Annotated in this window: 19 protein-coding genes and 2 riboswitches; of the genes, 6 read left to right on the forward strand and 13 right to left on the reverse strand. The window is 68.1% G+C overall.

What is annotated here, in order from left to right; translation table 11 throughout:
* Positions 1-83 precede the first annotated feature (83 nt).
* From B5X90_RS07445 to B5X90_RS07455, 3 genes are all read right to left on the reverse strand, one after another.
* Complete coding sequence (locus B5X90_RS07445; RefSeq protein WP_079551497.1) at positions 84-1,100, reverse strand: GNAT family N-acetyltransferase; 1,017 nt, start codon at positions 1,098-1,100, stop codon at positions 84-86.
* Between the two features lie 2 nt (positions 1,101-1,102).
* Positions 1,103-2,488 carry a glycine--tRNA ligase gene (locus B5X90_RS07450; protein ID WP_028278290.1) on the reverse strand — a complete coding sequence of 462 codons (1,386 nt, stop codon included), beginning with the start codon at positions 2,486-2,488 and terminating at the stop codon, positions 1,103-1,105.
* A 144-nt stretch (positions 2,489-2,632) separates the two neighbouring features.
* Positions 2,633-3,598, reverse strand: coding sequence for a DMT family transporter (locus tag B5X90_RS07455; RefSeq protein WP_079551499.1), 966 nt, complete (start codon positions 3,596-3,598; stop codon positions 2,633-2,635).
* 33 nt (positions 3,599-3,631) lie between these two features.
* Between B5X90_RS07455 and B5X90_RS07460 the strand changes: the two genes are divergently transcribed.
* A complete protein-coding gene (locus B5X90_RS07460) occupies positions 3,632-3,868 on the forward strand; it encodes an RNA-binding S4 domain-containing protein (protein ID WP_018774572.1) in 237 nt (78 codons plus the stop codon).
* A 46-nt stretch (positions 3,869-3,914) separates the two neighbouring features.
* Here B5X90_RS07460 and B5X90_RS07465 read toward each other — a convergent pair whose 3' ends face one another.
* Complete coding sequence (locus tag B5X90_RS07465) at positions 3,915-4,571, reverse strand: alpha/beta hydrolase (RefSeq protein WP_079551501.1); 657 nt, start codon at positions 4,569-4,571, stop codon at positions 3,915-3,917.
* A gap of 169 nt (positions 4,572-4,740) precedes the next feature.
* Here B5X90_RS07465 and B5X90_RS07470 point away from each other — a divergent pair, with 169 nt between their 5' ends.
* Complete coding sequence (locus B5X90_RS07470; protein WP_256860116.1) at positions 4,741-5,538, forward strand: SGNH/GDSL hydrolase family protein; 798 nt, start codon at positions 4,741-4,743, stop codon at positions 5,536-5,538.
* Between the two features lie 99 nt (positions 5,539-5,637).
* The gene (locus tag B5X90_RS07475; RefSeq protein ID WP_256860117.1) at positions 5,638-6,234 is read left to right on the forward strand and encodes a hypothetical protein; all 597 of its coding nucleotides are present in this window, start codon (positions 5,638-5,640) and stop codon (positions 6,232-6,234) included.
* Positions 6,235-6,252: 18 nt separating this feature from the next.
* Here the strand turns inward: B5X90_RS07475 and B5X90_RS07480 are convergent, their stop codons facing one another.
* The 3 genes from B5X90_RS07480 to mmsB form a co-directional block, all read right to left on the reverse strand.
* Positions 6,253-6,780, reverse strand: coding sequence for an isochorismatase family protein (locus B5X90_RS07480; RefSeq protein WP_306292822.1), 528 nt, complete (start codon positions 6,778-6,780; stop codon positions 6,253-6,255).
* Positions 6,781-6,952: 172 nt separating this feature from the next.
* Positions 6,953-8,437 (reverse strand): CoA-acylating methylmalonate-semialdehyde dehydrogenase, encoded by a 1,485-nt coding sequence (locus B5X90_RS07485; protein ID WP_079551507.1) that lies wholly within the window; start codon positions 8,435-8,437, stop codon positions 6,953-6,955.
* A gap of 53 nt (positions 8,438-8,490) precedes the next feature.
* The gene (gene mmsB / locus B5X90_RS07490; RefSeq protein WP_079551509.1) at positions 8,491-9,393 is read right to left on the reverse strand and encodes a 3-hydroxyisobutyrate dehydrogenase; all 903 of its coding nucleotides are present in this window, start codon (positions 9,391-9,393) and stop codon (positions 8,491-8,493) included.
* Positions 9,394-9,597: 204 nt separating this feature from the next.
* On the opposite strand from mmsB, the gene B5X90_RS07495 reads away from it, so the two are divergent.
* Complete coding sequence (locus B5X90_RS07495; RefSeq protein WP_079551511.1) at positions 9,598-10,497, forward strand: LysR family transcriptional regulator; 900 nt, start codon at positions 9,598-9,600, stop codon at positions 10,495-10,497.
* A gap of 114 nt (positions 10,498-10,611) precedes the next feature.
* Here B5X90_RS07495 and B5X90_RS07500 read toward each other — a convergent pair whose 3' ends face one another.
* From B5X90_RS07500 to B5X90_RS07510, 3 genes are all read right to left on the reverse strand, one after another.
* Positions 10,612-11,991 carry an MFS transporter gene (locus B5X90_RS07500; protein WP_079551513.1) on the reverse strand — a complete coding sequence of 460 codons (1,380 nt, stop codon included), beginning with the start codon at positions 11,989-11,991 and terminating at the stop codon, positions 10,612-10,614.
* A 166-nt stretch (positions 11,992-12,157) separates the two neighbouring features.
* Positions 12,158-13,297, reverse strand: coding sequence for a homoserine O-acetyltransferase MetX (locus tag B5X90_RS07505; protein ID WP_079551515.1), 1,140 nt, complete (start codon positions 13,295-13,297; stop codon positions 12,158-12,160).
* Between the two features lie 11 nt (positions 13,298-13,308).
* A riboswitch (SAM riboswitch) is annotated at positions 13,309-13,424 on the reverse strand.
* A gap of 108 nt (positions 13,425-13,532) precedes the next feature.
* Positions 13,533-14,849, reverse strand: coding sequence for a bifunctional o-acetylhomoserine/o-acetylserine sulfhydrylase (locus B5X90_RS07510; protein WP_079551517.1), 1,317 nt, complete (start codon positions 14,847-14,849; stop codon positions 13,533-13,535).
* Positions 14,850-14,910: 61 nt separating this feature from the next.
* Positions 14,911-15,026, reverse strand: a riboswitch (SAM riboswitch).
* A gap of 168 nt (positions 15,027-15,194) precedes the next feature.
* Between B5X90_RS07510 and B5X90_RS07515 the strand changes: the two genes are divergently transcribed.
* Positions 15,195-15,833, forward strand: coding sequence for a VOC family protein (locus B5X90_RS07515; protein WP_026266630.1), 639 nt, complete (start codon positions 15,195-15,197; stop codon positions 15,831-15,833).
* Between the two features lie 118 nt (positions 15,834-15,951).
* On the opposite strand, the gene B5X90_RS07520 is transcribed toward B5X90_RS07515, so the two are convergent.
* Positions 15,952-16,719, reverse strand: coding sequence for a CPBP family intramembrane glutamic endopeptidase (locus tag B5X90_RS07520; protein ID WP_079551520.1), 768 nt, complete (start codon positions 16,717-16,719; stop codon positions 15,952-15,954).
* 109 nt (positions 16,720-16,828) lie between these two features.
* Here B5X90_RS07520 and B5X90_RS07525 point away from each other — a divergent pair, with 109 nt between their 5' ends.
* Positions 16,829-17,509, forward strand: coding sequence for a histidine phosphatase family protein (locus B5X90_RS07525; protein WP_256860108.1), 681 nt, complete (start codon positions 16,829-16,831; stop codon positions 17,507-17,509).
* Between the two features lie 6 nt (positions 17,510-17,515).
* Here B5X90_RS07525 and B5X90_RS07530 read toward each other — a convergent pair whose 3' ends face one another.
* Both B5X90_RS07530 and B5X90_RS07535 read right to left on the reverse strand, forming a co-directional pair.
* Positions 17,516-18,733: an imidazolonepropionase gene (locus tag B5X90_RS07530; protein ID WP_079551522.1), complete on the reverse strand. Its 1,218-nt coding sequence runs from the start codon at positions 18,731-18,733 to the stop codon at positions 17,516-17,518.
* Between the two features lie 11 nt (positions 18,734-18,744).
* The gene (locus B5X90_RS07535; protein ID WP_079551524.1) at positions 18,745-19,857 is read right to left on the reverse strand and encodes an NAD(P)/FAD-dependent oxidoreductase; all 1,113 of its coding nucleotides are present in this window, start codon (positions 19,855-19,857) and stop codon (positions 18,745-18,747) included.
* Between the last annotated feature and the right edge of the window lie 414 nt (positions 19,858-20,271).

Here is a 20,271-nt window from a genome sequence, read left to right on the forward strand (position 1 = left end):
GTGTCTTAACGCAGACTGACCCGCAGCTGCGGCCGTTATCAAGCTTCGTTACGGCCACAGCTGCGGGTCAGTCGGGTTAAGGCCTAGGCCGGGTCGGAGACGACGAGCGTTTCCGAGCCCTGGACATGGGCCTTGCCGCTCTCGAGCAGCGGTTCGACGACGGTGCGCAGCGCGGTCATGGCGTCGTCCAGTTCGAGCATCACCGGGTGCTGGTAGGCGATCAGGGCCAAGAGGTCCCGGACGGCGGCCTCGGCCTCGTCCGCGCCGAGCTTGGGCTCGTGCCCGAGGAACACCTCAGTAGGCTCCGTGGTCGAGGCCGCACCGCCGGCACCGGCATCGGCGCCGGCGTCCGCCCCCGGAATTCCCTGGGCGTAGCTGATGGCGAACCCCTCCAGCCGGCCCTTGCGGCTGGCCGCGATGCCGTGCCCGAAGGCACTGGCCTTGGGCGCCCGCAGCACGATCGCCCCGTGGGCGCCGCTGAGGTCATCGAGGAACAGGCGCTGCACCGCGGCGACGCTGAGCTCCCCCGGGCTGTCCCAGCCGTGCACGGCTGTGTAGTAGCGTCCCACGACGTCGCTGAGCTCCACCGAGCCCGTGGCCAGGTCCTCGACCTGGTCGGTGGCCGCGGACTCCGAACCGTCGCCGAACACCGGCAGCTTAAGCGGGGCAGGGTCAACGACGACGAGGCGGGAGCGCTGGATCGGGGCCAGGCCCGCGGCCTCGGCAAACGCCGCCCCGGGGGTGCCAGGCTCCACTTTGCAGCGGAGTCTGGACACGCCCGACGGCGCCTGGGCGGCCTCGTGCCGCAGCATGGTCAGCAGCGTGGACCCCAGGCCGGCGCGGCGGTGGTCCCGGGCGACCTCGACATACGCCCAGAGCCGTTCGGGGTGCAGCGAGGCCTCGTGGACCACGGCGGCCGCCACCGGAATGGCGACACCGTCCACGACGTCCTCGGCCACGATGCAGCGGCGCCACGGGGAATTGCCCGAGGGCGCCAGCGTCCCGCGGAACTGTCCGGCCTGGACGGTCTCAGGGCCGCCCCAGATTTCCAGCAGCGCAAGGTCGTCGCCTTCCCGCCATTCCCGGTATGCGATGGCCACGATCAGGCGCCGATCAGCCGTGCGGCCAGGTAGCCCTCCACCTTGTCCAGGGAGACGCGTTCCTGGCTCATGGTGTCGCGTTCGCGGATGGTGACGGCCTGGTCCTCGAGCGTGTCGAAGTCCACGGTGATGCAGAACGGGGTGCCGATCTCGTCCTGGCGGCGGTAGCGGCGGCCGATGGCGCCTGCGTCGTCGAACTCGATGTTCCAGCTCTTGCGCAGCTGCGCTGCGAGGTCCTTGGCCTTCGGGGACAGGTCCTCGTTGCGGCTCAGCGGCAGCACGGCCGCCTTCACCGGCGCCAGGCGCGGATCGAGCTTGAGCACGGTACGGATGTCCACCCCGCCCTTGGCGTTGGGGGCCTCGTCCTCGGTGTAGGCATCGATCATGAAGGCCATGAACGAACGGGTGAGGCCGGCGGCGGGCTCGATCACATACGGGGTGTAGCGCTCGTTAGTGGCCTGGTTGAAGTAGCTCAGGTCCGCGCCGGAGGCCTTGGCGTGGGTGGAGAGGTCAAAGTCGGTGCGGTTGGCGATGCCCTCGAGTTCGCCCCACTCCGAGCCCTGGAATCCGAAACGGTATTCGATGTCCGTGGTGCCCTTGGAGTAGTGGCTGAGCTTGTCCAGCGGGTGCTCGAAGAAGCGCAGGTTCTCTTCGCGGATGCCCAGGCCCGTGTACCAGGACATGCGTTCCTTCATCCAGTACTCGTGCCACTGCTCGTCGGTGCCGGGCTCGACGAAGAATTCCATCTCCATCTGCTCGAACTCGCGGGTGCGGAAGATGAAGTTGCCGGGCGTGATCTCGTTGCGGAAGGACTTGCCGATCTGGCCGATGCCGAAGGGCGGCTTCTTCCGCGAGGTGGTCAGGACGTTGCTGAAGTTCACGAAGATGCCCTGGGCCGTTTCGGGCCGCAGGTAGTGCAGGCCCTCTTCGCTGGCGACGGGGCCAAGGTAGGTCTTGAGCAGCCCGGAGAATTCATGGGGCTCAGTCCACTGGCCGCGGGTGCCGCAGTTGGCGCAGGCGATGTCCTTGAGGCCGTTCTCGGCGGGACGGCCCTTCTTCTCCTCGTACTCTTCCTCGAGGTGGTCCGCGCGGTAGCGCTTGTGGCAGGACAGGCACTCCACCAGCGGGTCGGAGAACACATCGACGTGGCCGGAGGCCTCCCACACCTGACGGGGCAGGATGACGGAGGAATCCAGGCCGACGACGTCGTCGCGGCCGCGGACCACGGACTGCCACCACTGGCGCTTGATGTTTTCCTTGAGCTCGGCGCCGAGCGGCCCGTAGTCCCAGGCAGAACGGGAGCCACCATAGATTTCACCGGCCTGGAAAACGAATCCCCGGCGCTTGGCGAGGGAAATGATCTGGTCGAGGACGGATTTTGCTGCCATGGGAACTCCAATTTTCTACAGGGCCGCTGGGTGCGGTCCGTGGTGTTGGCCCCGGGACGCCGGCTGGTTGCCGGCCGGGACGATACGAACAAAGCGATATTGCGATACGAACAGTGCGATGCAAACTCCAAGCCTACCGGCCCGCTACCGCTTCAGCGCGCCCTTAGGCCAGGGCAGGGTGGCCAGGACGATGGCGCCGAGCGTCAGGATGGTGCCGAGGACCGTCGGGAGGGCGATCACCGTTCCGGGCACCGGCAAAATCAGGTCCAGTCCGAGGGACCCCAGCAGCTGGCCGGCGATCATCCCGAGGCCGGTGACCAGGACGCCCAGGCTGCGGACGAGGAGGGCGCCGATGCCGATGAAGATGCAGCCGAGCGGGCCGCCAAGGTAGTACCACCACTGCGCCGGGAGGGGGTTGCCGGCCCCGGCCACCGCGAGTTTGATCAGCCACGCCACCCACAGCAGGGCCGCTCCGGCGATGAAGTTCACTAGTGTCGCGGCGATGGGGGTGCCGTAGTGCACCGTGGCTGTGCCGTTCATGGCCTGCTGGAAACTCATCAGGAAACCGGCCAGAAGCGGAAGCAGCACGGGAACCAGCAGCTGCAGCCCGGAATCCCCGGCGCTGAACCTGGGCGACACCGCCCAGGCGACGGCGGCGACGGTGAGCACACTGCCGAGCACCCGGATGCCGGTAATGGGCCTCTTCCCCGCCGGTCCGATGCCCATCCGGTCCACCAGCAGGCCGCTGAGGGTCTGTCCCGTCACGGCGGCCACCGTGAAGAGGGCTACGCCGAGCAGTCCGATGGTGAAGGACTGGGCGAAGACGAAGAGGGCGCCGATGCAGCCGGCCAGGACGTAGTACGGCGGAAACTGCCGTTCGCGCACGGCCGGCAGGATCCGCGCCAGCCCTGCCCGGCCCCGGGGCAAAGCCAGGGAAATGACCGTCATGACCACCAGTCCGGTGCTGAAGCTGACGACGGCGGCACCGATTCCGTCCCCCAGCGCCGCCCCGAGGGCGCCGTTGATCCGGCCCTGGATCGGGATGAACAGTCCCGTCGCGACGGCCATGGGCAGACCGACGATCAGCGGAAGACGGGGGTGATGGGTCATAGGTGCCACCTTAGGTCAGGCATCATTGCTTGTATGAGCAATCCGGAATTCGAAGACATCACCATCCGCGACAGCATGATCCGGCTGGGCCAGCTGCTGAAGCTCGCGAATCTGGTCGAGGACGGCGTGGAGGCCGCGGAACTGATCAAGAACGGGCTGGTGAAGGTCAACGGCGAAATCGACGAGCGCCGGGGCCGCCAGCTGCACGACGGCGACACCGTCACCGTGAACGGCCGGACCGTGCGGATCAGCGCACCCCCGGCCGCCTAGCCGCCCGCCCGGCGCCCGCTTCCCGGGGCACACTTCCCCGGCGCGCCTACTTCCTGGAGTTGAGCACCACGTGCGTCAGGAACTCCGAGACGTGGCCGATCTCCTGCTGGTTGATGCCGTGCCACATGCCCGTGTAGAGGACCTTGGTGAGCTTCACGTGCTTGCGCACCCAGCCGATGGTGTAGTCGATCTTGTCCTCGGTGATCACGGGGTCCTGCTGGTCCCGCCCCCAGAACAGCGGTACAGTGCCGTCCAGTTCACCGTCGCGGAAGCTGGGGTCGTCGCCCGCGTCGACGACAAACCCGGAGAGCCCGACGACGGCGGCAAAGTCCGCAGGCCGCTGCCGCAGCAACGTGGTGGCCATGGCCATGCCCATCGAGAATCCCAACAGCGTCACCGACGGGTGGTTGGCTTTGACGCCGTCGAGCCAGTCCTGAACGTAGTCTGCGGCGACCTTGACGGCGTCGAGCGAATAGTCAATGGACGCTGTCAGCGGGAACCAGGTGAAGCCCGGTCCCATGGCGATCGGGGCGCGCAGGGAGGCCACCGCGAATTCCTGCGGCAGCATCCCTGCCAGGCTGAGCAGATCCTGTTCGTTGGCGCCGTAGCCGTGCAGCAGGACAAGAAGCGGCTTGCCGGCCCGTTCCTGCTCCGGCTGGGACCATTGGACGACAGGGGCGGGGAAGGCGTCAGCATGAGTCATGGAACTATTCTTACAGTTACCCGGCGGTAACAAATTACGGTGGCGCAGCTTAACGGGAACAGTGCAGGATAAGGGGGTGAGCAATACCAATCCCCTGGAAAATTCACCGGACACCCCCGCCGAGACGACCGCAGACACCGTGACCCACCCGTGGACCCGGTATGTGGCAATGGGCGACTCATTCACGGAGGGCATCGGCGATCCGGAACCGGCCAGTCCGGGCGGCCATCGGGGCTGGGCGGACCGCGTGGCCGAGGAACTCAGCCGTGGGCACAACGACTTCGCCTACGCGAACCTGGCCGTCCGCGGCCGGCTCCTGCAGCAGATCGTGGACCAGCAAATGGCTCACTGCCTGTCCCTCAAACCGGACCTCATCACGCTCTCCGCAGGCGGGAACGACCTCATCCGCCCGGGCGGCGATCCGGACGTGCTGGCCGAAAAGCTGGATTCAGTGGTACAGATCCTGAGCCTGGGCGGCGCCACCGTGGTCCTGTTCAACGGTCCGGATACCGGCTCCACGGTGCTGGGCCGGATCCGCAGCAAGGTGGCCATCTACAACGAGAACCTGCGCACGATCGCCGCGCGCCACGACGCCGTGATCGCGGACATGTGGTCGCTGCGCCAGCTCAACGACCCGCAGATGTGGAATGTCGACCGGCTGCATTTCTCACCGCTGGGCCACCACACGATCGCGGCCATGGTGCTGGACTCGCTGAACGTCGAGCACACGCTCCAGCCCCTCTCCCCCAAACCGCTGCCACAGCGCAGTTGGCGCGAGGCGCGCAGCGGGGACCTGGTGTGGGCCAGGGAGTATTTTGTCCCCTGGGTGGTCCGCCGGCTGCGGCACCGCTCCTCCGGCGACGGCATGACGGCCAAGCGGCCGCTGGCCGGCCCGGTGTTCGGTCCCGGCGTTCCGCTTGGTTCCGGCGAAGGCCCGCCCGGCGCCGAGGACGCGGTGCGGTCCTGAGCCTGCGGGGCATAAGCTGGAGGAACACTTCTCCGGCCCTACAGATGAGCCCGCAGATGAGAAGGCCCAGCAGCTGAAAGGCCCAGTACCGTGAGCAGTATGTTCTTCTGGATCATCGTGTTGTCCTTCCTGATTCCCGTGGCGATGCGCCTCTACCGCAGGTCTGCCCGCGGCCGGAACCAGGGCAGGCCGGGACAGTTCGGCCGGTTCCCGGGCAGGCAGAACAATCCCGGCCAGGGCAACCAGCCGCGGGATGGCTACACCCAGCAGGACTACTTCGGCGGCTTCGGCCAGCTGGGCGGCCCGAAGCAGCCGGGCCCGGCCAACGAACCGTATCCCAACCCGCAATACCCGAACGCGGAGTACCCGAACCCGCAGCACCCCAGTCCCCGGTTTCCGGACCAGCCGTTCCCGAACCAGCCGTACCCCGGCCAGCAGTACCCGAACCCGGCCGGCTACCAGTCCCCCGTCCCGTACGAGGACAGCCCCGAGTACCTGAACAACCCGCCGCAACCGCAGCGGCACGAACCGGCGCCGGGCGCGGGACAGGCGCAGGCGCCGCAGTCGCCCCCGCCGCCGTCGGCTGGGCAGGGCTACCGGGCCCGCAAGCTCGCCGAACTCGACCAGCAGTACACCGACGGCAAGCTGTCCATGGAGGACTACATGGCCCAGCGCGCGGAAATCATGAAGGGCTAGGGTCGCGAAGGGCTAGGATCATGCAGTGCCTGCGAACTCGACGTCGGCCGCGTTGACGGTACCCGCCGTCCGCCCCGGCGCCCTGTGGTACTGCCAGTACAGATTGGTGTGCGCCACCACCAGAGCCGGCGGCGGGGCGCCATATTCGGTCAGGTCCTCGGTGGTGTGGGCGTCGGCGACCAGCGTGACGTCGTAGCCCCGGGTGATCGCGCCGTGCAGGGTCGAGCGGATGCACTCGTCGGTCTGCGCACCAGCCAGGAAGAAGCGCCCGATGCCGCGCCCGGCCAGCACGGATTCCAGGTCGGTGGCCTCGAAGGCGTCGCTGTACTCCTTGGCCACGAGCGGCTCCGAACTGCGGCGCGCGAGCTCCGGCACATACTGCCAGCCGTCGCTGCCGCGCGGCAGGTCCTCGCCGCTGTGCTGCACCCAGACGACGTCCACCCCGGCGTCGCGGGCCTTATCCACGAGCGCGGCGATGGTTGCGACGACGTCGTCGCGGCGGTAGGCCCCAGCGACGACGCCGACCTGCATATCGACGACGAGCAATGCCGTGTTGGGACGGTTGACGAGGGTGGTCATGGTGCCTCCCGGATCCTGGCTGTCCCTGCGTGCCTACTCTAATCCCCGCCCCTAAAGCAACGCGGGGTCACTTACGGCCCATGATCCGGTGCCGGATGGGCGCGAAGTGACCCCGCGTTGCTTGGACGAGGGGGACGCCTCAGTCGACCTGGGGGAAGCCGAGGTCGATCACCGAGGTGGACGGGTCCGGCCAGCGGGTGGTGACCACCTTGCCGCGGGTGTAGAAGCGGATGCTTTCCGGGCCGTACATGTGGGTGTCGCCGAACAGCGAATTCTTCCAGCCGCCGAAGGAGAAAGTGCCCACCGGCACCGGGATGGGCACATTGACGCCCACCATGCCGGCCTCGACGTCGAACTCGAACTGGCGGGCGGCGCCGCCGTCCCGGGTGAAGATGGCCACGCCGTTGCCGAACTCGTTGTCGTTGACCAGCTTCACGGCGTCGGCGTAGGTCTCGACGCGGACCACGGAGAGGACGGGGCCGAAGATCTCGTCGTCGTAGACCTTCATTCCGGGCTTGACGTGGTCGATCAGGCTCACGCCGATGAAGAAGCCCTTGGAGTCGAATTCGTGTTCGCGGCCGTCCACCACCACGGTGGCGCCCTCGTTGGCCGCGCCGGCAACGTAGGAGGCCACCTTGTCGCGGTGCTCGGCCGTGATGAGCGGACCCATCTGGGAGGCCGGGTCCGTGCCCGGACCGATCGTGAGGGCAGCCATGCGGGTGCTGATCGCCTCCACGAGGTCGTCGGCGATGCTGCCGACCGCGACGAGGACGCTGACTGCCATGCAGCGCTCCCCGGCGGAGCCGTAGGCGGCCGAGACGGCGGCGTCCGCAGCCATGTTGAGGTCCGCGTCCGGCAGGACCACCATGTGGTTCTTCGCCCCGCCCAGGGCCTGGACGCGCTTGCCGTGATCGGCGGCGCGCTTGTAGATGGACTGCGCGATCGGCGTCGAGCCGACAAAGCTGATGGCCTTGACCGCCGGGTGTTCCAGCAGGACATCGACGGCTTCCTTGTCGCCGTGGACCACGTTGAGCACCCCTGGCGGCAGGCCGGCCTCAGCGAAGACCTCGGCGATGAAGATGGCGGAGGACGGGTCCTTTTCACTCGGCTTGAGCAGCACGGTGTTCCCGCAGGCCAGGGCGCTCCCGATCATCCACAGCGGCACCATGGCGGGGAAGTTGAACGGCGTGATGCAGGCGACGACGCCGACCGGCTGGCGGACCGAGTGGACATCGACGCCGCCGGAGACCTGCTCGGAGCGCTCGCCTTTGAGCATGTGGGAGAGGCCGGTGGCGAATTCGATGTTCTCCAGGCCGCGGGTGATTTCACCTTCCGCGTCCGAGAGGACCTTGCCGTGCTCGCTGGTGAGCAGGGCCGCGAGTTCGGGCCGGCGCTGCATGAGCAGTTCACGGACCTTGAAGAAGATGGCGGTGCGCCTGGCCAGGCTCGTGGCGCGCCAGCCGGGCAGGGCGGCGCGGGCGGCCTCGACGGCCTCCTCGACGCGGGCGGCGGAGGCCAGGGCGACCTCTTTCTCCTGCTCGCCGGTGGCCGGGTTGAACACGGGGCCGAAGCGCTCGGCGTCGGCAATCAGGGCGCCGTTGATGAAGTGCGGAATGCGTTCCATGGGTGGGTCTCTTTCGTGAAGGGCAGGGCCGTGTAGGGCAGGGCCGTGAGGGGCTAGTTGGCGGACTCGAGGGTGCCGTCGACGAGCTTGACGATCATCGAGCAGTCCTGGCCGGACTGGCCGGAGTCGATGAGCCGCTGGAAGAGCTGCTGGACGTGCTCGCCGAGTTCCAGCGGGGTGCCGGTATCCCGCGCGGCGCTGATGGCCAGGCCGATGTCCTTGTTGGCCAGTTCGGTGGTGAACGTCGGGGCGAAGTCGTTGTTGGACGCGGCGGTGGGCACGACGCCGGCCACGGGGTACCAGGTGCGCAGCGCCCAGCTGTCGCCGGAGGAGACCGACGCGATGTCCCAGAAGACCTGCTTGTCCAGACCGAGCCGGTCGGCGAGGACCGCGCCCTCGGCGGTGGAGGCGAGGTTGATGAAGAGCATGAGGTTGTTGCAGATCTTCGCGGCCTGGCCGGTGGTGGCGCCGCCGGTGGGGATGATGTTCGCCGCCATGGGGCGGATATATTCGGTGGCCTCGGCAACGGCTCCGGCCTCACCACCGATCATGAACGTCAGGGTGGCGGCCTTCGCGCCGCTCATGCCGCCCGAGACGGGCGCGTCGACAAAGCGGAAGCCAGCGGCAGCGGCGGCGTCGTGCAGGGCCTGCGCGGAGGCAATGTCGATCGTGGAGGAGTCCACCAGCAGGGTGCGGGTGTCCGCGTGGGCCAGGACGCCGTCCTCGCCCAGGTACACGGCGCGGGCGTGCTCGCCCTTGGGGAGCATGGTGAAGACGACGTCGGCGCCGGCGACGGCCTCGGCGATGCTGCCGGCTGCTTTGACTCCCCCGGCCCCGGCGGCAGCAACGGCTGCGGTGTTGAGGTCGAAGCCGCGGACCTCATGTCCGGCGTTTGAGAGGTTGACGGACATGGATCCGCCCATGTTTCCGAGTCCGATCCAGGCGATGACTGCCATGGCTTAAGCTCCTTTGCTTGATGTGCTGCCGGGCGCTCCGACCTGAAGGCCGAAACCCGGCGTCCCAGTGTCCAGCATCACACCGCTGATAGAGTGCAATCAAGGGAAAAAATCACAGATGCCATGTGCACAGATGCACACCGGCGGTGGCGGTTCCCCGTATCCGTTGATGACGCACTCGCTGCAGAGGGGACAAGAGTGGACTTGCGCCGGCTTCCGAGCCCCGACGACCTGCTGATCCTGCTGACCGTGGCACGGCTGGGCCGGTTCAACGCCGTGGCCGAGACGCTCGGCACCACCCACACCACCATTTCCCGCCGCGTCCTGGCCCTCGACAAACAGCTCGGCGGCCGGACGCTCGAACGCAGCCCGCACGGCTGGGAGCTGACCGAACTCGGCAGCCAGGCGGTCGCGGCGGCGGAAGCCATCGAGGGCACTCTCGCTGCCCTCTCCAGCAGCATTGCCCGCTCCGGCGATGTGGTCTCCGGCCTGGTCCGGATCAGCACCCCGGACGGCTTCGGTGCCGAATTCCTGGCCCCGGCCCTCGTGCGGCTGCAGCGGGCGAATCCGCTGCTCAACGTCGAACTGCTCAGCGCCACCCGCAAGGTCAGCCAAAACCGCTCCGGCGTGGACCTGGAAGTGGTGGTGGGCAACATGGACACCACCACCGCCCGCGCCATCTTCCTGAGCAACTATTTCCTCAGGCTGTACGCCAGTCCCGGCTATGCGCAGGAGCACGGGCTTCCGGCAACGCTCGACGACGTCGGGCGGCACGGCTTTGTCTCCTACGTGGAATCGGCGCTGCAGGTCGCAGAGCTGGGCCACCGTTCAACCCAGCTGCCGGTGCCGCGGTCCAGCTTCCAGGCCACAAGCGTCTTCGCCCAGCTGGAGGCCGTCCGGCGGGGCGCCGGGATAGGCCTGCTCCCCAATTTCCTCGTGGCGGGCCGGCCGGGCTTCCTGCCCGTGCTGCCGGACGACTTCCAGCGCCAGCTGCCGATCTGGGCTGTGGCCCGGCCCGAGGCGCTGCGTTCGGCCCCGGTCCGTGCCGTGCTGGAGGCGATCCGCGGCGAAATCCGGGAGCGGCAGGATGTGCTGTCCGCCTGAGGCGGTGCCAGCGCAGCTGATCCAAGGCAGGCCGCGTTAACGCAGACTGCCCGGGTCCGCACGGTGCGCGGATCCGGGCAGTCTGCCCCCAAACGGGTTTCGCCTGGGAGAGGATTACCGCTTGGCGGCGGCCAGGAGGTCAGCGGTGCCCTGGGCGTCGGCGGCATCGACGTCACGGAGCGAGATACCGCGGGTTTCCTTCAGGAAGAACACCGCAACCATCGTGACCACACAGGCGCCGAGCAGGTAGATGGCGACCGGGACGGACGACTTGTACTGGCTGAGCAGGGCGACGGCGATGATCGGGGCCAGCGAACCGGCCACAATCGAGGTGACCTGGTAGCCCAGCGAGACACCGGAGTAGCGCATCCGGGTCGGGAACATCTCGGCCATGAGCGCCGGCTGGCCGGCGTACATCAGGGAGTGGAACAGCAGGCCGATGATGACGGCGGCAAGGATCATGAAGTCATTCTTGGTGTCCATCATCGGGAAGGCGAAGAAGCCCCACGTTCCGCCAAGGATGGCGCCGGCCATGTAGACCGGTTTGCGGCCGACGTTGTCCGAGAGCTTGCCGACCATCGGGATCACGGCGAAGTGGACGATGTGCGCCACGAGCAGCAGCAGCAGGATTCGCGAGGTGTCCGTCTGGACGACGACCTTCAGGTAGGTGATGGAGAAGGTGACCACGAGGTAGTAGAGGATGTTCTCGGCGAAGCGCAGGCCCATGGCGGTGAAGACGCCGCGCGGGTAGCGGCGGAAGACCTCGGCCACGCCGTAACCCTTGTTCTCCAGGGCCACTTCTTTTTGGGCCTCCAGGAAGATGGGGGCGTCCTTGACCTTGGTGCGGATGTAGTAGCCGACCAGCACGATCACGGCGGAGAGCCAGAAGGCAACGCGCCAGCCCCAGCTAAGGAAGTCGGCGGAGGACAGCAGGGAGGAGAGCGTGAACAGCACGGCGGTCGCCAGCAGGTTGCCGAGCGGAACGGCGGACTGCGGCCAGCTGGCCCAGAAGCCGCGGGACTTGCTGGGGCTGTGCTCGGCGACGAGGAGGACGGCGCCGCCCCATTCACCGCCGACGGCGAAGCCCTGGGCGAAGCGCAGGAAGACCAGCAGCGCCGGGGCCCAGTAGCCGATCTGCTGGAAAGTCGGCAGGCAGCCCATCAGGAAGGTGGAAACGCCCACCAGCAGGATGCTGACCTGGAGCAGCTGCTTGCGGCCGAACTTGTCGCCGAAGTGGCCGAAGACAATACCGCCGATCGGGCGGGCAACGAAGCCGACAGCGTAGGTGAGGAACGCGGCGATAATGCCGTCCAGTTCCGTACCCGAATTGGGGAAGAACAGCTTGCCGAAGACCAGGGTGGCGGCGGAGGCGTAAAGGAAGAATTCATACCACTCCACCACCGTGCCGGCCATGGAGGCCGTTACTACCTTCTTCAGGCCGGACGATTTGACGTCCGTTTCTTCAGCGCGCCTTGCGGCGTTGTCCGTACTCATTGTGACTCCTTCGGTGTCTCCGTCGACACCCTGTGGACCATTGGGCTGAGGACGCCAGTGATGTAGGGCACATGGCGTCATTACCCATGAGTATGGACGCTCCCGCCCTGGGCCTCAACGGCCATTAGTGCAGAGCGCATCTGCATAAATGCACACGCGGTCGGGCCTAGTGGCCGAAGAAGGTCTCCCGCAGCTGGCTGCTGAGCTGGCCGATTTCGGTCAGGAAGCCGTCGTGGCCGATCGGCGCTTCAATGATGTGCACGTCGGGGCCGCCCGGCAGGGCTTCGGCCAGTTGACGGGACTGGGCCGGGAAATAAAGGCGGTCCGAGTCCACGGCCGCCACCAGGAACTCGGCGGTGGCCGGGGCCAGGGCCTCTCCGAGGCTTCCGCGCCCCCGGCAGACATCGTGGCTCATGAGCGCTTCGGTAATGGCGATGTAGCTGTTCGCGTCGAAGCGCCGGACCAGCTTGCTGCCCTGGTGGTCCAGGTAGCTTTCCACCTGGTAGCGCCCGCGTCCGGCCAGCGATCCAGCTTCCAGGGGCGCCTCGGGCTCCTGCGCGTTCCGGCCAAACCGGCCGTCCAGTTCGGCCGCGGAGCGGTAGGTGATGTGCGCGATGCGGCGGGCGAGGGCGAGCCCTGCCTCGGGTTCCGGGCCGCCGTAGTAGTTTCCGCCGTTGAAGTGGGGGTCCTGGCGGATGGCCAGGGTCTGGGCCTGCGCGAAGGCAATCTGTTCGGCTGTGCTGCTGGCGCCGACGGAAATCACGGCGCAGCGCCGGACCCGGGCGGGGAACGTGACGGCCCATTCAAGGGCGCGCGCGCCTCCGAGGGAACCGCCCAGCACGGCGTACCAGCTGCCGATGCCCAGGGCGTCGGCCAGCCGCGCCTCCGCGGCGGCGGTGTCCCGCAGGGTGACGAGCGGGAACCGCGATCCCCAGGGCCGCCCGTCGGGGGCCGGTGTGGAGGGTCCCGTGGATCCGTGGCAGCCGCCGAGGATGTTGATGGAAACGACGAAGTACTTGTCCGTGTCCACGGGGGCCCCGGGTCCGGCGAGCTGTTCCCACCAGCCGGGCTCTCCGCTGTCGCCGCGGGTTACGTGCGTGTCGCCGGTCAGGGCGTGCTCAATGAGGACGGCATTGGAGGCGTCAGCGTTCAGGGTCCCCCACGTCTCATAGGCGAGGACCACATCCGGCAGCGGATTCCCTGATTCGAGCTGCAGGTCACCGATCCTGACGTACTGGACGGTTCCGTCCGGGTTGCGGGATGGCTTGGTTTCGGGAACACCCTTGCGGGTGACGGCAATCGTCATGTGAGGACCTATCTTCGCGCTTGCCTGCCGTCAGCTGACCGGCAGGCCAGGTCTTCACCCGGGGCACCCCGCCGCAAAAGGAGGGTTGCCGGCCAGCAAGCCGGGGCTGTCGCTGGCACTCATGACCTGGTACGAGTCTACGAAAGAGGGTGCGGATATCACGAAGATTGTGACTTCCATGTGACAGCCCGGCGGCCGGCCGCCCTCATCCAGGAGAGACCGGCCGCCGGGGCGCCTAGGCGGACTTGGCCGCGCGGAATCCGGCGTCGAGGTCCGCGAGGATGTCGTCAATGTGCTCCAGTCCCACCGAAAGCCGCACCAGCCCGGGATTCACCCCGGCGATCACCTGCTGTTCGGGCGAGAGCTGGCTGTGGGTGGTCGACGCCGGATGGATCACCAACGACCGGACATCGCCGATGTTCGCGACGTGCGAATGCAGTTCGAGGGCGTCGACGAACCGCTTGCCGGCCTCCGCTCCCCCGGCAATGTTGAACGCCACGACGGCGCCGGTCCCCTTGGGCCCGTACTTGCGGCCGCGCTCGTACCAGGGGCTGGACGGCAGCCCGGCGTAGGCGACCGATTCGACGTCGTCCCGCCCCTCCAGCCATTGCGCCACCTTCGTGGCGTTGGCCACGTGGCGCTCGACGCGCAGGCTCAGCGTTTCGATGCCCTGGGCGATGAGGAAGGCGTTGAACGGGGACACCGCGGAGCCAAGGTCGCGCAGGAGCTGGACCCGGGCCTTAAGGATGTAGGAGAGGTTCGCGCCCAGCGCGCCGTCGGCTCCGAGGTCGCGGGCGTAGACCAGGCCGTTGTAGGTGGGGTCCGGGCTGTTGAAGCCGGGGAACCGCTCCGGGTCCTTCCCGAAGTCGAAGTTGCCGGAGTCCACGATCACGCCGGCGATTGCGGCGCCGTGCCCGCCGAGGTACTTGGTGGCGGAATGCACCACGATGTCCGCGCCCCACTCGATCGGCCGGATCAGGTAGGGGGTGGAGAGCGTGTTGTCTACCACCAGCGGCACGCCGGCCTCGTGCGCCACGCCGGAGACGCCCTCGATGTCCAGCACGTCCTGGCGGGGGTTGGAGACCACTTCGCCGAAGAACAGCTTGGTGTTGGGCTGGACGGCGTCCCGCCACTGGTCCAGGTTGTCCGGGTCTGCCACGAAGGTAACGGAGATGCCGAACTTCTTCAGCGTGTGCGCGAGCAGGTTGTAGGTACCGCCGTAGAGGCTGGGGCTGGCCACCACGTGGTCGCCGGCCTCGGCGATATTGAGGATCGCGAACGTCTCGGCGGCCTGGCCGGAGCTGAGCAGCAGCGCCGCGAGGCCGCCTTCCAGGCTGGCGACGCGCTGTTCGACGGCGTCCTGGGTCGGGTTGCCGATCCGGGTGTAGATGGGCGCGAGCTCGGCGAGCGCGAAGCGGTTCGCGGCGCTTTCGGCGCTGGGGAACACGAACGACGTCGTCTGGTAGATGGGCAGGGCACGCGCGCCGGTGGCGCTATCCGGCTCCTGGCCGGCGTGGATCTGGCGGGTTTCAAAGGACCAGGCGTTGGACATTGGTGCTCCTCGAGTCACTGGGCACAGCACCGGCCGGGGCTTTCGGCCCGAACCGGAACAGGCGCCGCGCTTGCCCTCCGGCGGGCGCCGGACGGCCAGGTCTTCACCCGGGGCACCCCACCGCGATACGAGGGTTGCCGGCCAGCAAGCCGGGGCTGTGCGCTGGCACTCATGACCTGGCTTCAGTGTAGGAATGGCGGCGCAGCCCTGGATAGCTTTGTGACGAAGATGAAGACGGCCGCCGTGACGGAGCATCGGGGCGCCGCGTTCGGCGCCCCGGGACGTCCCATGACGGTTAGGGGAGCCTAAGCTGAGAGGTCCATCACAAAGTGCCAAGATGATGGCATGCGCATGGATCACGTCTCTTACGCCTGTGAACACGATGGCTTGGCAGCCACCACTGAACGTATTGCGTCTGCCCTCGGCGTTGAAGCCGTGAAGGGTGGAGTGCACCCCCGTTTCGGGACACGCAACATGATTATCCCGCTCGCGGGACACAAGTACCTGGAAGTCGTGGAGGTCCTGAACCACCCGGCCTCCGACAAGGCCCCGTTCGGCCAGGCCGTCCGGGCACGCTCCGAGGCCGGCGGCGGCTGGATGGGCTGGTGCGTCGAGGTTGACGACCTGGCCCCGTTCGAGGAGCGGCTCGGCCGCGCCGCCGTCAACGGCAACCGGAAGTTTCCCGACGGCCGCGAACTGGTCTGGAAGCAGATCGGCATCCTGGGGCTCATCGCCGACCCCCAGGTGCCGTACATGCTCAAGTGGGAGGGCGACCCGGAACTGCACCCGTCCAACGCCTACGCGAGCGATGTCAAGATGTCCGCACTGACCATTGCCGGTTCGGCCGCGCGCGTCACGGAGTGGCTGGGCGAACCAGTTGAAAAGCCGCTGGAAGACGTCGCCGTGAACTGGATCGCGCCGCACGGTACTCCCGGCATCCTCTCTGTCACCTTCGAGACCGCCTCCGGAGCGGTCACGATCTAACGCTCCACCTGCCCCACGCTTCGGCCGCCATCTCTTAGGTGCCAACGTTGTCACCTAGGAGACGGCGGCCGAGATCATTTAAGGCCGGGCGATGGCGCCGGCAGTACAACCAGCACCATCAGCCCAGGCCCACGGCCTTGCCGAACAGGCTGAACCCCACGAACGCCACAGTGTCCAGGATGGCGTGGGCGATCACCAGCGGCATCACCCGTTTGGTCCGCGTGTAGACCAGCGCGAAGACGACGCCCATCACCGCGTTGCCGATGAACGGCCCGAACCCCTGGTACAGGTGATAGCTGCCGCGGAGCAGGGCGCTGGCGGCGATGGCCGCCGGCACGCTCCAGCCCAGTTTCCCGAGCCGGTCCAGCAGGTACGCGACCACGATCACTTCCTCGACCACCGCGTGCCGGATCGCGGACAGGACCAGCACCGGCACGGTCCACCAGTACGCGTCCAGGGCGCTGGGGATGATCGCCGTCGTGATCCCCAGCGCCCGGCCGGCGGCGTAGAGCCCCAGGGACGGAATGCCGATGAGCGCGGCGAGTCCGAGACCCTGCAGGAGGTCCTTGCCGGGCCGGGCGAAGTCGAAACCGATCCTTCGGAACGCCGAGGTTCCGCGCTCCCCGGCCGGCCAGTGCTCGGTGAGGAAATAGATCACGAGGGCCACCGGCACCAGGGCGAAGATGATGTCCAGCAACTGGTAGGTGAGGTCGAAGTATTCGCGTGCGCTCTGTGAGCGGTTCAGGGTGGATGTGCCCTGGGCCAGCGGCGCCGTGGTCATCTTGTCCAGCAACTGCACCAGGGAGTAGATCGCGGACTGCCCCAGCGACAACCCCAGGACAATCAACACTTCGAACCGCAGCCGGCGGCGGGAGGGAACCAACATGGTTCTATCTTGCCTGCACTTGCCGATAGTTTGCTGGTGCCCGCGTGGCGCCGGCCGAACGGGGTTTTGCCTGCGGCACCTGCTTTTGGGAGCCCTATGCTTGGGGATTATGAGTGCGCCCCGGAAAATCATCATGATCCGGCACGGCCAGTCTGCCGCCAATGCCGACACCTCGATCTACAACCGTGTTCCGGACTACCGGATCCCGTTGACCGCGCTGGGCCTGGAGCAGGCCACCGCGGCCGGGGAGGAAGTCCGGCGCCAGCTGGACGGCCGCCCGGTGTGCGTCTACGTCTCACCGTATCTGCGCGCCTACCAGACCCTCGAGGCGCTGAATCTCGGCCCGCTCGTCGAGCGGGTGATCGAGGAACCGCGCCTGCGCGAACAGGACTGGGCCAATTTCCAGATCGCCGGCGACATCGAGGACCAGAAGGAGCTCCGCAACGCCTACGGGCACTTCTTCTACCGCTTCCGCGAGGGCGAGTCCGGTTCCGATGTGTATGACAGGATTTCTTCCTTCATGGAAACCCTGTACCGGCACTGGTCCAGGCCCGGCAATGCCCCGAACGCGCTGTTCGTGACGCACGGATTGACCATGCGGCTGTTCTGCATGCGCTGGTTCCACTGGTCGGTGGAATATTTCGAGTCCCTGAACAACCCCGAGAACGCCGAGGTCCGCACCCTGCTGCGCACCTCGCACGGCAAGTACGAGCTCGACAAGCCCTTCACACAGTGGGAGAAGAGGCGCGTGGACGAGACCGTCCTGGACGCACCGCCCATGATGTTCTAAGGCCCGTCAGCGGACCGGCTGCGCCACGCCGGCGCGCCACACCGCGTGCGTCAAAGGGATGCCGGGCCGGTAGGCCAGGTGCGTGGCGGAAGGCGCGTTGAGCAGGTGCAGGTCCGCACGGTGTCCGACGGCGATCGAGCCCACCGCGCGGCCGCCGTCGACGTCGTTCCCGGACTCCCGGCGCAGGGCCAGCGCGCCGCCGTAGGTCGCGGCGCGCACCGCCTCGTGGACGCTGAGCCGCATCTGCAGCACGGCGGTGGTGACACAGAACGCCATGGAGCTGGTGTACGACGTGCCGGGGTTGCAGTTGGAGGCCAGCGCCAGCTGCACACCGGCGTCGAGCAGTTCCCGGCCGGGGGCCAGCGGCTGCCGGGTGGAAAGATCGCAGGCCGGCAGGCACGTGGCAACCGTGCCCCGCGTGCCGCTGCCGCCGGCGGCGTCCCAGCCGGCCCAGCTGCCGGCGAGGGCATCGACGTCCCCGGCCGACAGGTAGTTCACGTGGTCCACGCTGGCGGCACCGACTTCCACCGCCAGCCGGACGCCGGGGCCCTCGCCGAGCTGGTTGCCGTGGACGCGCAGGCCCAGCCCGGCGGCCTTGCAGGCCAGCAGCACCCGGCGGGACTGGTCCTCGTTGAAGGCGCCCTGCTCGCAAAAGACGTCGGCCCAGCGGGCGTAGGGCCGGACGGCGGTGAGCATCGGCCCGCAGACCAGCTCCGTGTATTCCTCCGCGTCCATCCCGGCAGGAACGAGGTGCGCCCCCAGGTAGGTCACCTCGTCCGCCACGGTGGAGGCGATGCGGGCGCTGCGGGCCTCGTTCTCGACGTCCAGGCCGTAGCCGGTCTTGGTCTCCAGGTAGGTGGTGCCCTGCGACACCGCCTCCGCGACGCGGCCCATCGCCAGCCGGGTGAGGTCGAAGTCGCTCGTGCTCCGGGTGGCGTCGGTGGTGACGGCGATCCCGCCGGCGCTGTAGGTCTCCCCCGCCATCCGGGCCTCGAACTCGGCCGTGCGGTCCCCCGCGAAGATCAGGTGCGTGTGGGAGTCGACCCAGCCCGGCAGGAGCGCCCGGCCCCCGGCATCCACCCGTTCGTCCGCCGCCGGGGCCTCGGCCGCAGGCCCGAGCCAGGAAATCCGCTCCCCCTCGATCACCACCGCCGCGTCGCGGAGGACGCGGTGTTCCGCGTCCTGGGTCATCAGTTCGGCGATATTGGTGATGAGGGTACTCATGGATCCATTCTTCAGCGCCGGATGGACCAGCGGGTCGCGGCCAGCGCCTCCGCTGTCCGGGATGCCGGACTAGCGTCCCGCGCCGGGGCGGAGCCCTGGCCCGCGAGGATCAGCCCGGCGGCCAGTTCCGCGACGCCGGATGAGGTCTGGAATCCGTACCCGCCCTGGCCGGCGAGCCAGAAGAATCCGGTGGCCTCGGCGTCGAACCCCACTACCGGGACGCCGTCGGCCGCCTCCGTGCGCAGCCCCGTCCAGGCTGTGCGGACGTTGCGGATCCCGAGCGTCGTGATCGCGTTGAGCCGGGCGATGACCCGTTCGACGTCGCCGGGATAGGGCCGGGCGTCCTCGGGTCCGCTCGGCACGTGTTCGGCGGGCGAGATCAGGACCTGGCCGTCGTCCGGCCGGAAATAGAAGCTGTCATCGGCCGCCGCCACCATCGGGCAGGCTTCCGGAAGGGGATTCTCGACTTCGACGATCGCCGCGGTGCGCCGGTACGGCTGCAGGCCCAGCTTCTCGACGCCGCTGAGGACGGCGAGCTCGTCGGCCCAGGCACCGGCGGCGTTGACCACGACGGCGGACTGGAAGCCTTCCTGCCCGGCGCCCAGTTCCCAGCCGGTGCCCAGGCGCTGGGCCGAATGGACCCTGGCGCCGGTAATGATGTCCACGCCGCCGCCCGCGGCGAGCCGCCGGTGGTCCTCGAGCAGCACGGGGGCGTTGCAGGCGAAGGATCCGGTGTCCAGCCCGGCAGCGCTGAACGAATCCGGGACCAGGGCCGGGCACAGCTCCAGTGCCTCGGCGTGGGTGATCCGGTGCATGTGTCCGCTTGCCTCCGCCCGGACGGTGGCGTCGTCGCCGATCAGCATGAAGCTGCGCGGAGTGAGCACTGGTTCCGGACGTCCGGTGTCCTGGGCCGCGATGAGCTCGAGCGTCCGGACGGTGAGCTCCTGGACCACCGGCGGGCCGTAGCTGGGAATCAGTTGCCGGGCCGAGCGGGCCGACGTGTGGTACGCCAGGGTCTGCTCGGCTTCGATCAGGGCCACGCTGCAGCGCCCGGCCAAGGCGGAGGCAAGGGACAGGCCGGCGATCCCGCCGCCGACAATTACGACATCGTAATGAGCTGACATGGTCCCATCCTTGCAGATTGTCCGGGGCCGGTGATCCACGTCCCGGTATCCGGCGGTTGCCCCAACCTGCGCCCGGGCGGCAGTATCCGACAAGACGCCAGTGGATCGTTCGAAGGTGGCTGACGTGCCATCTCCACGTTCCGCACCACTGGACATGTCCCTTCTTCGTCCGCATCGCTGGACATGTCCCCCGTTGCCGCGTGCCGGCCCGGGACACGCCCTTCCCTGGTCCGCACGACTGGGCATGTCCCCCTTTGCCGCCGGCCAGCCCGGGACATGCCCGTCGTTGGCCGTGGCCATTGGACATAGTGGCATCAAGTCCAGTCCTCGCTGCCGGGACTGGGCATGTCCCGCGGACAAGCCAGTGCAGGACGCCGGGATGAACGAGCAGGGCCGGACCCCGTCCTGAAAGTG

Origin of the sequence: Arthrobacter sp. 49Tsu3.1M3 (genome assembly GCF_900168135.1) — a bacterium.
GTDB lineage: Bacteria > Actinomycetota > Actinomycetes > Actinomycetales > Micrococcaceae > Arthrobacter.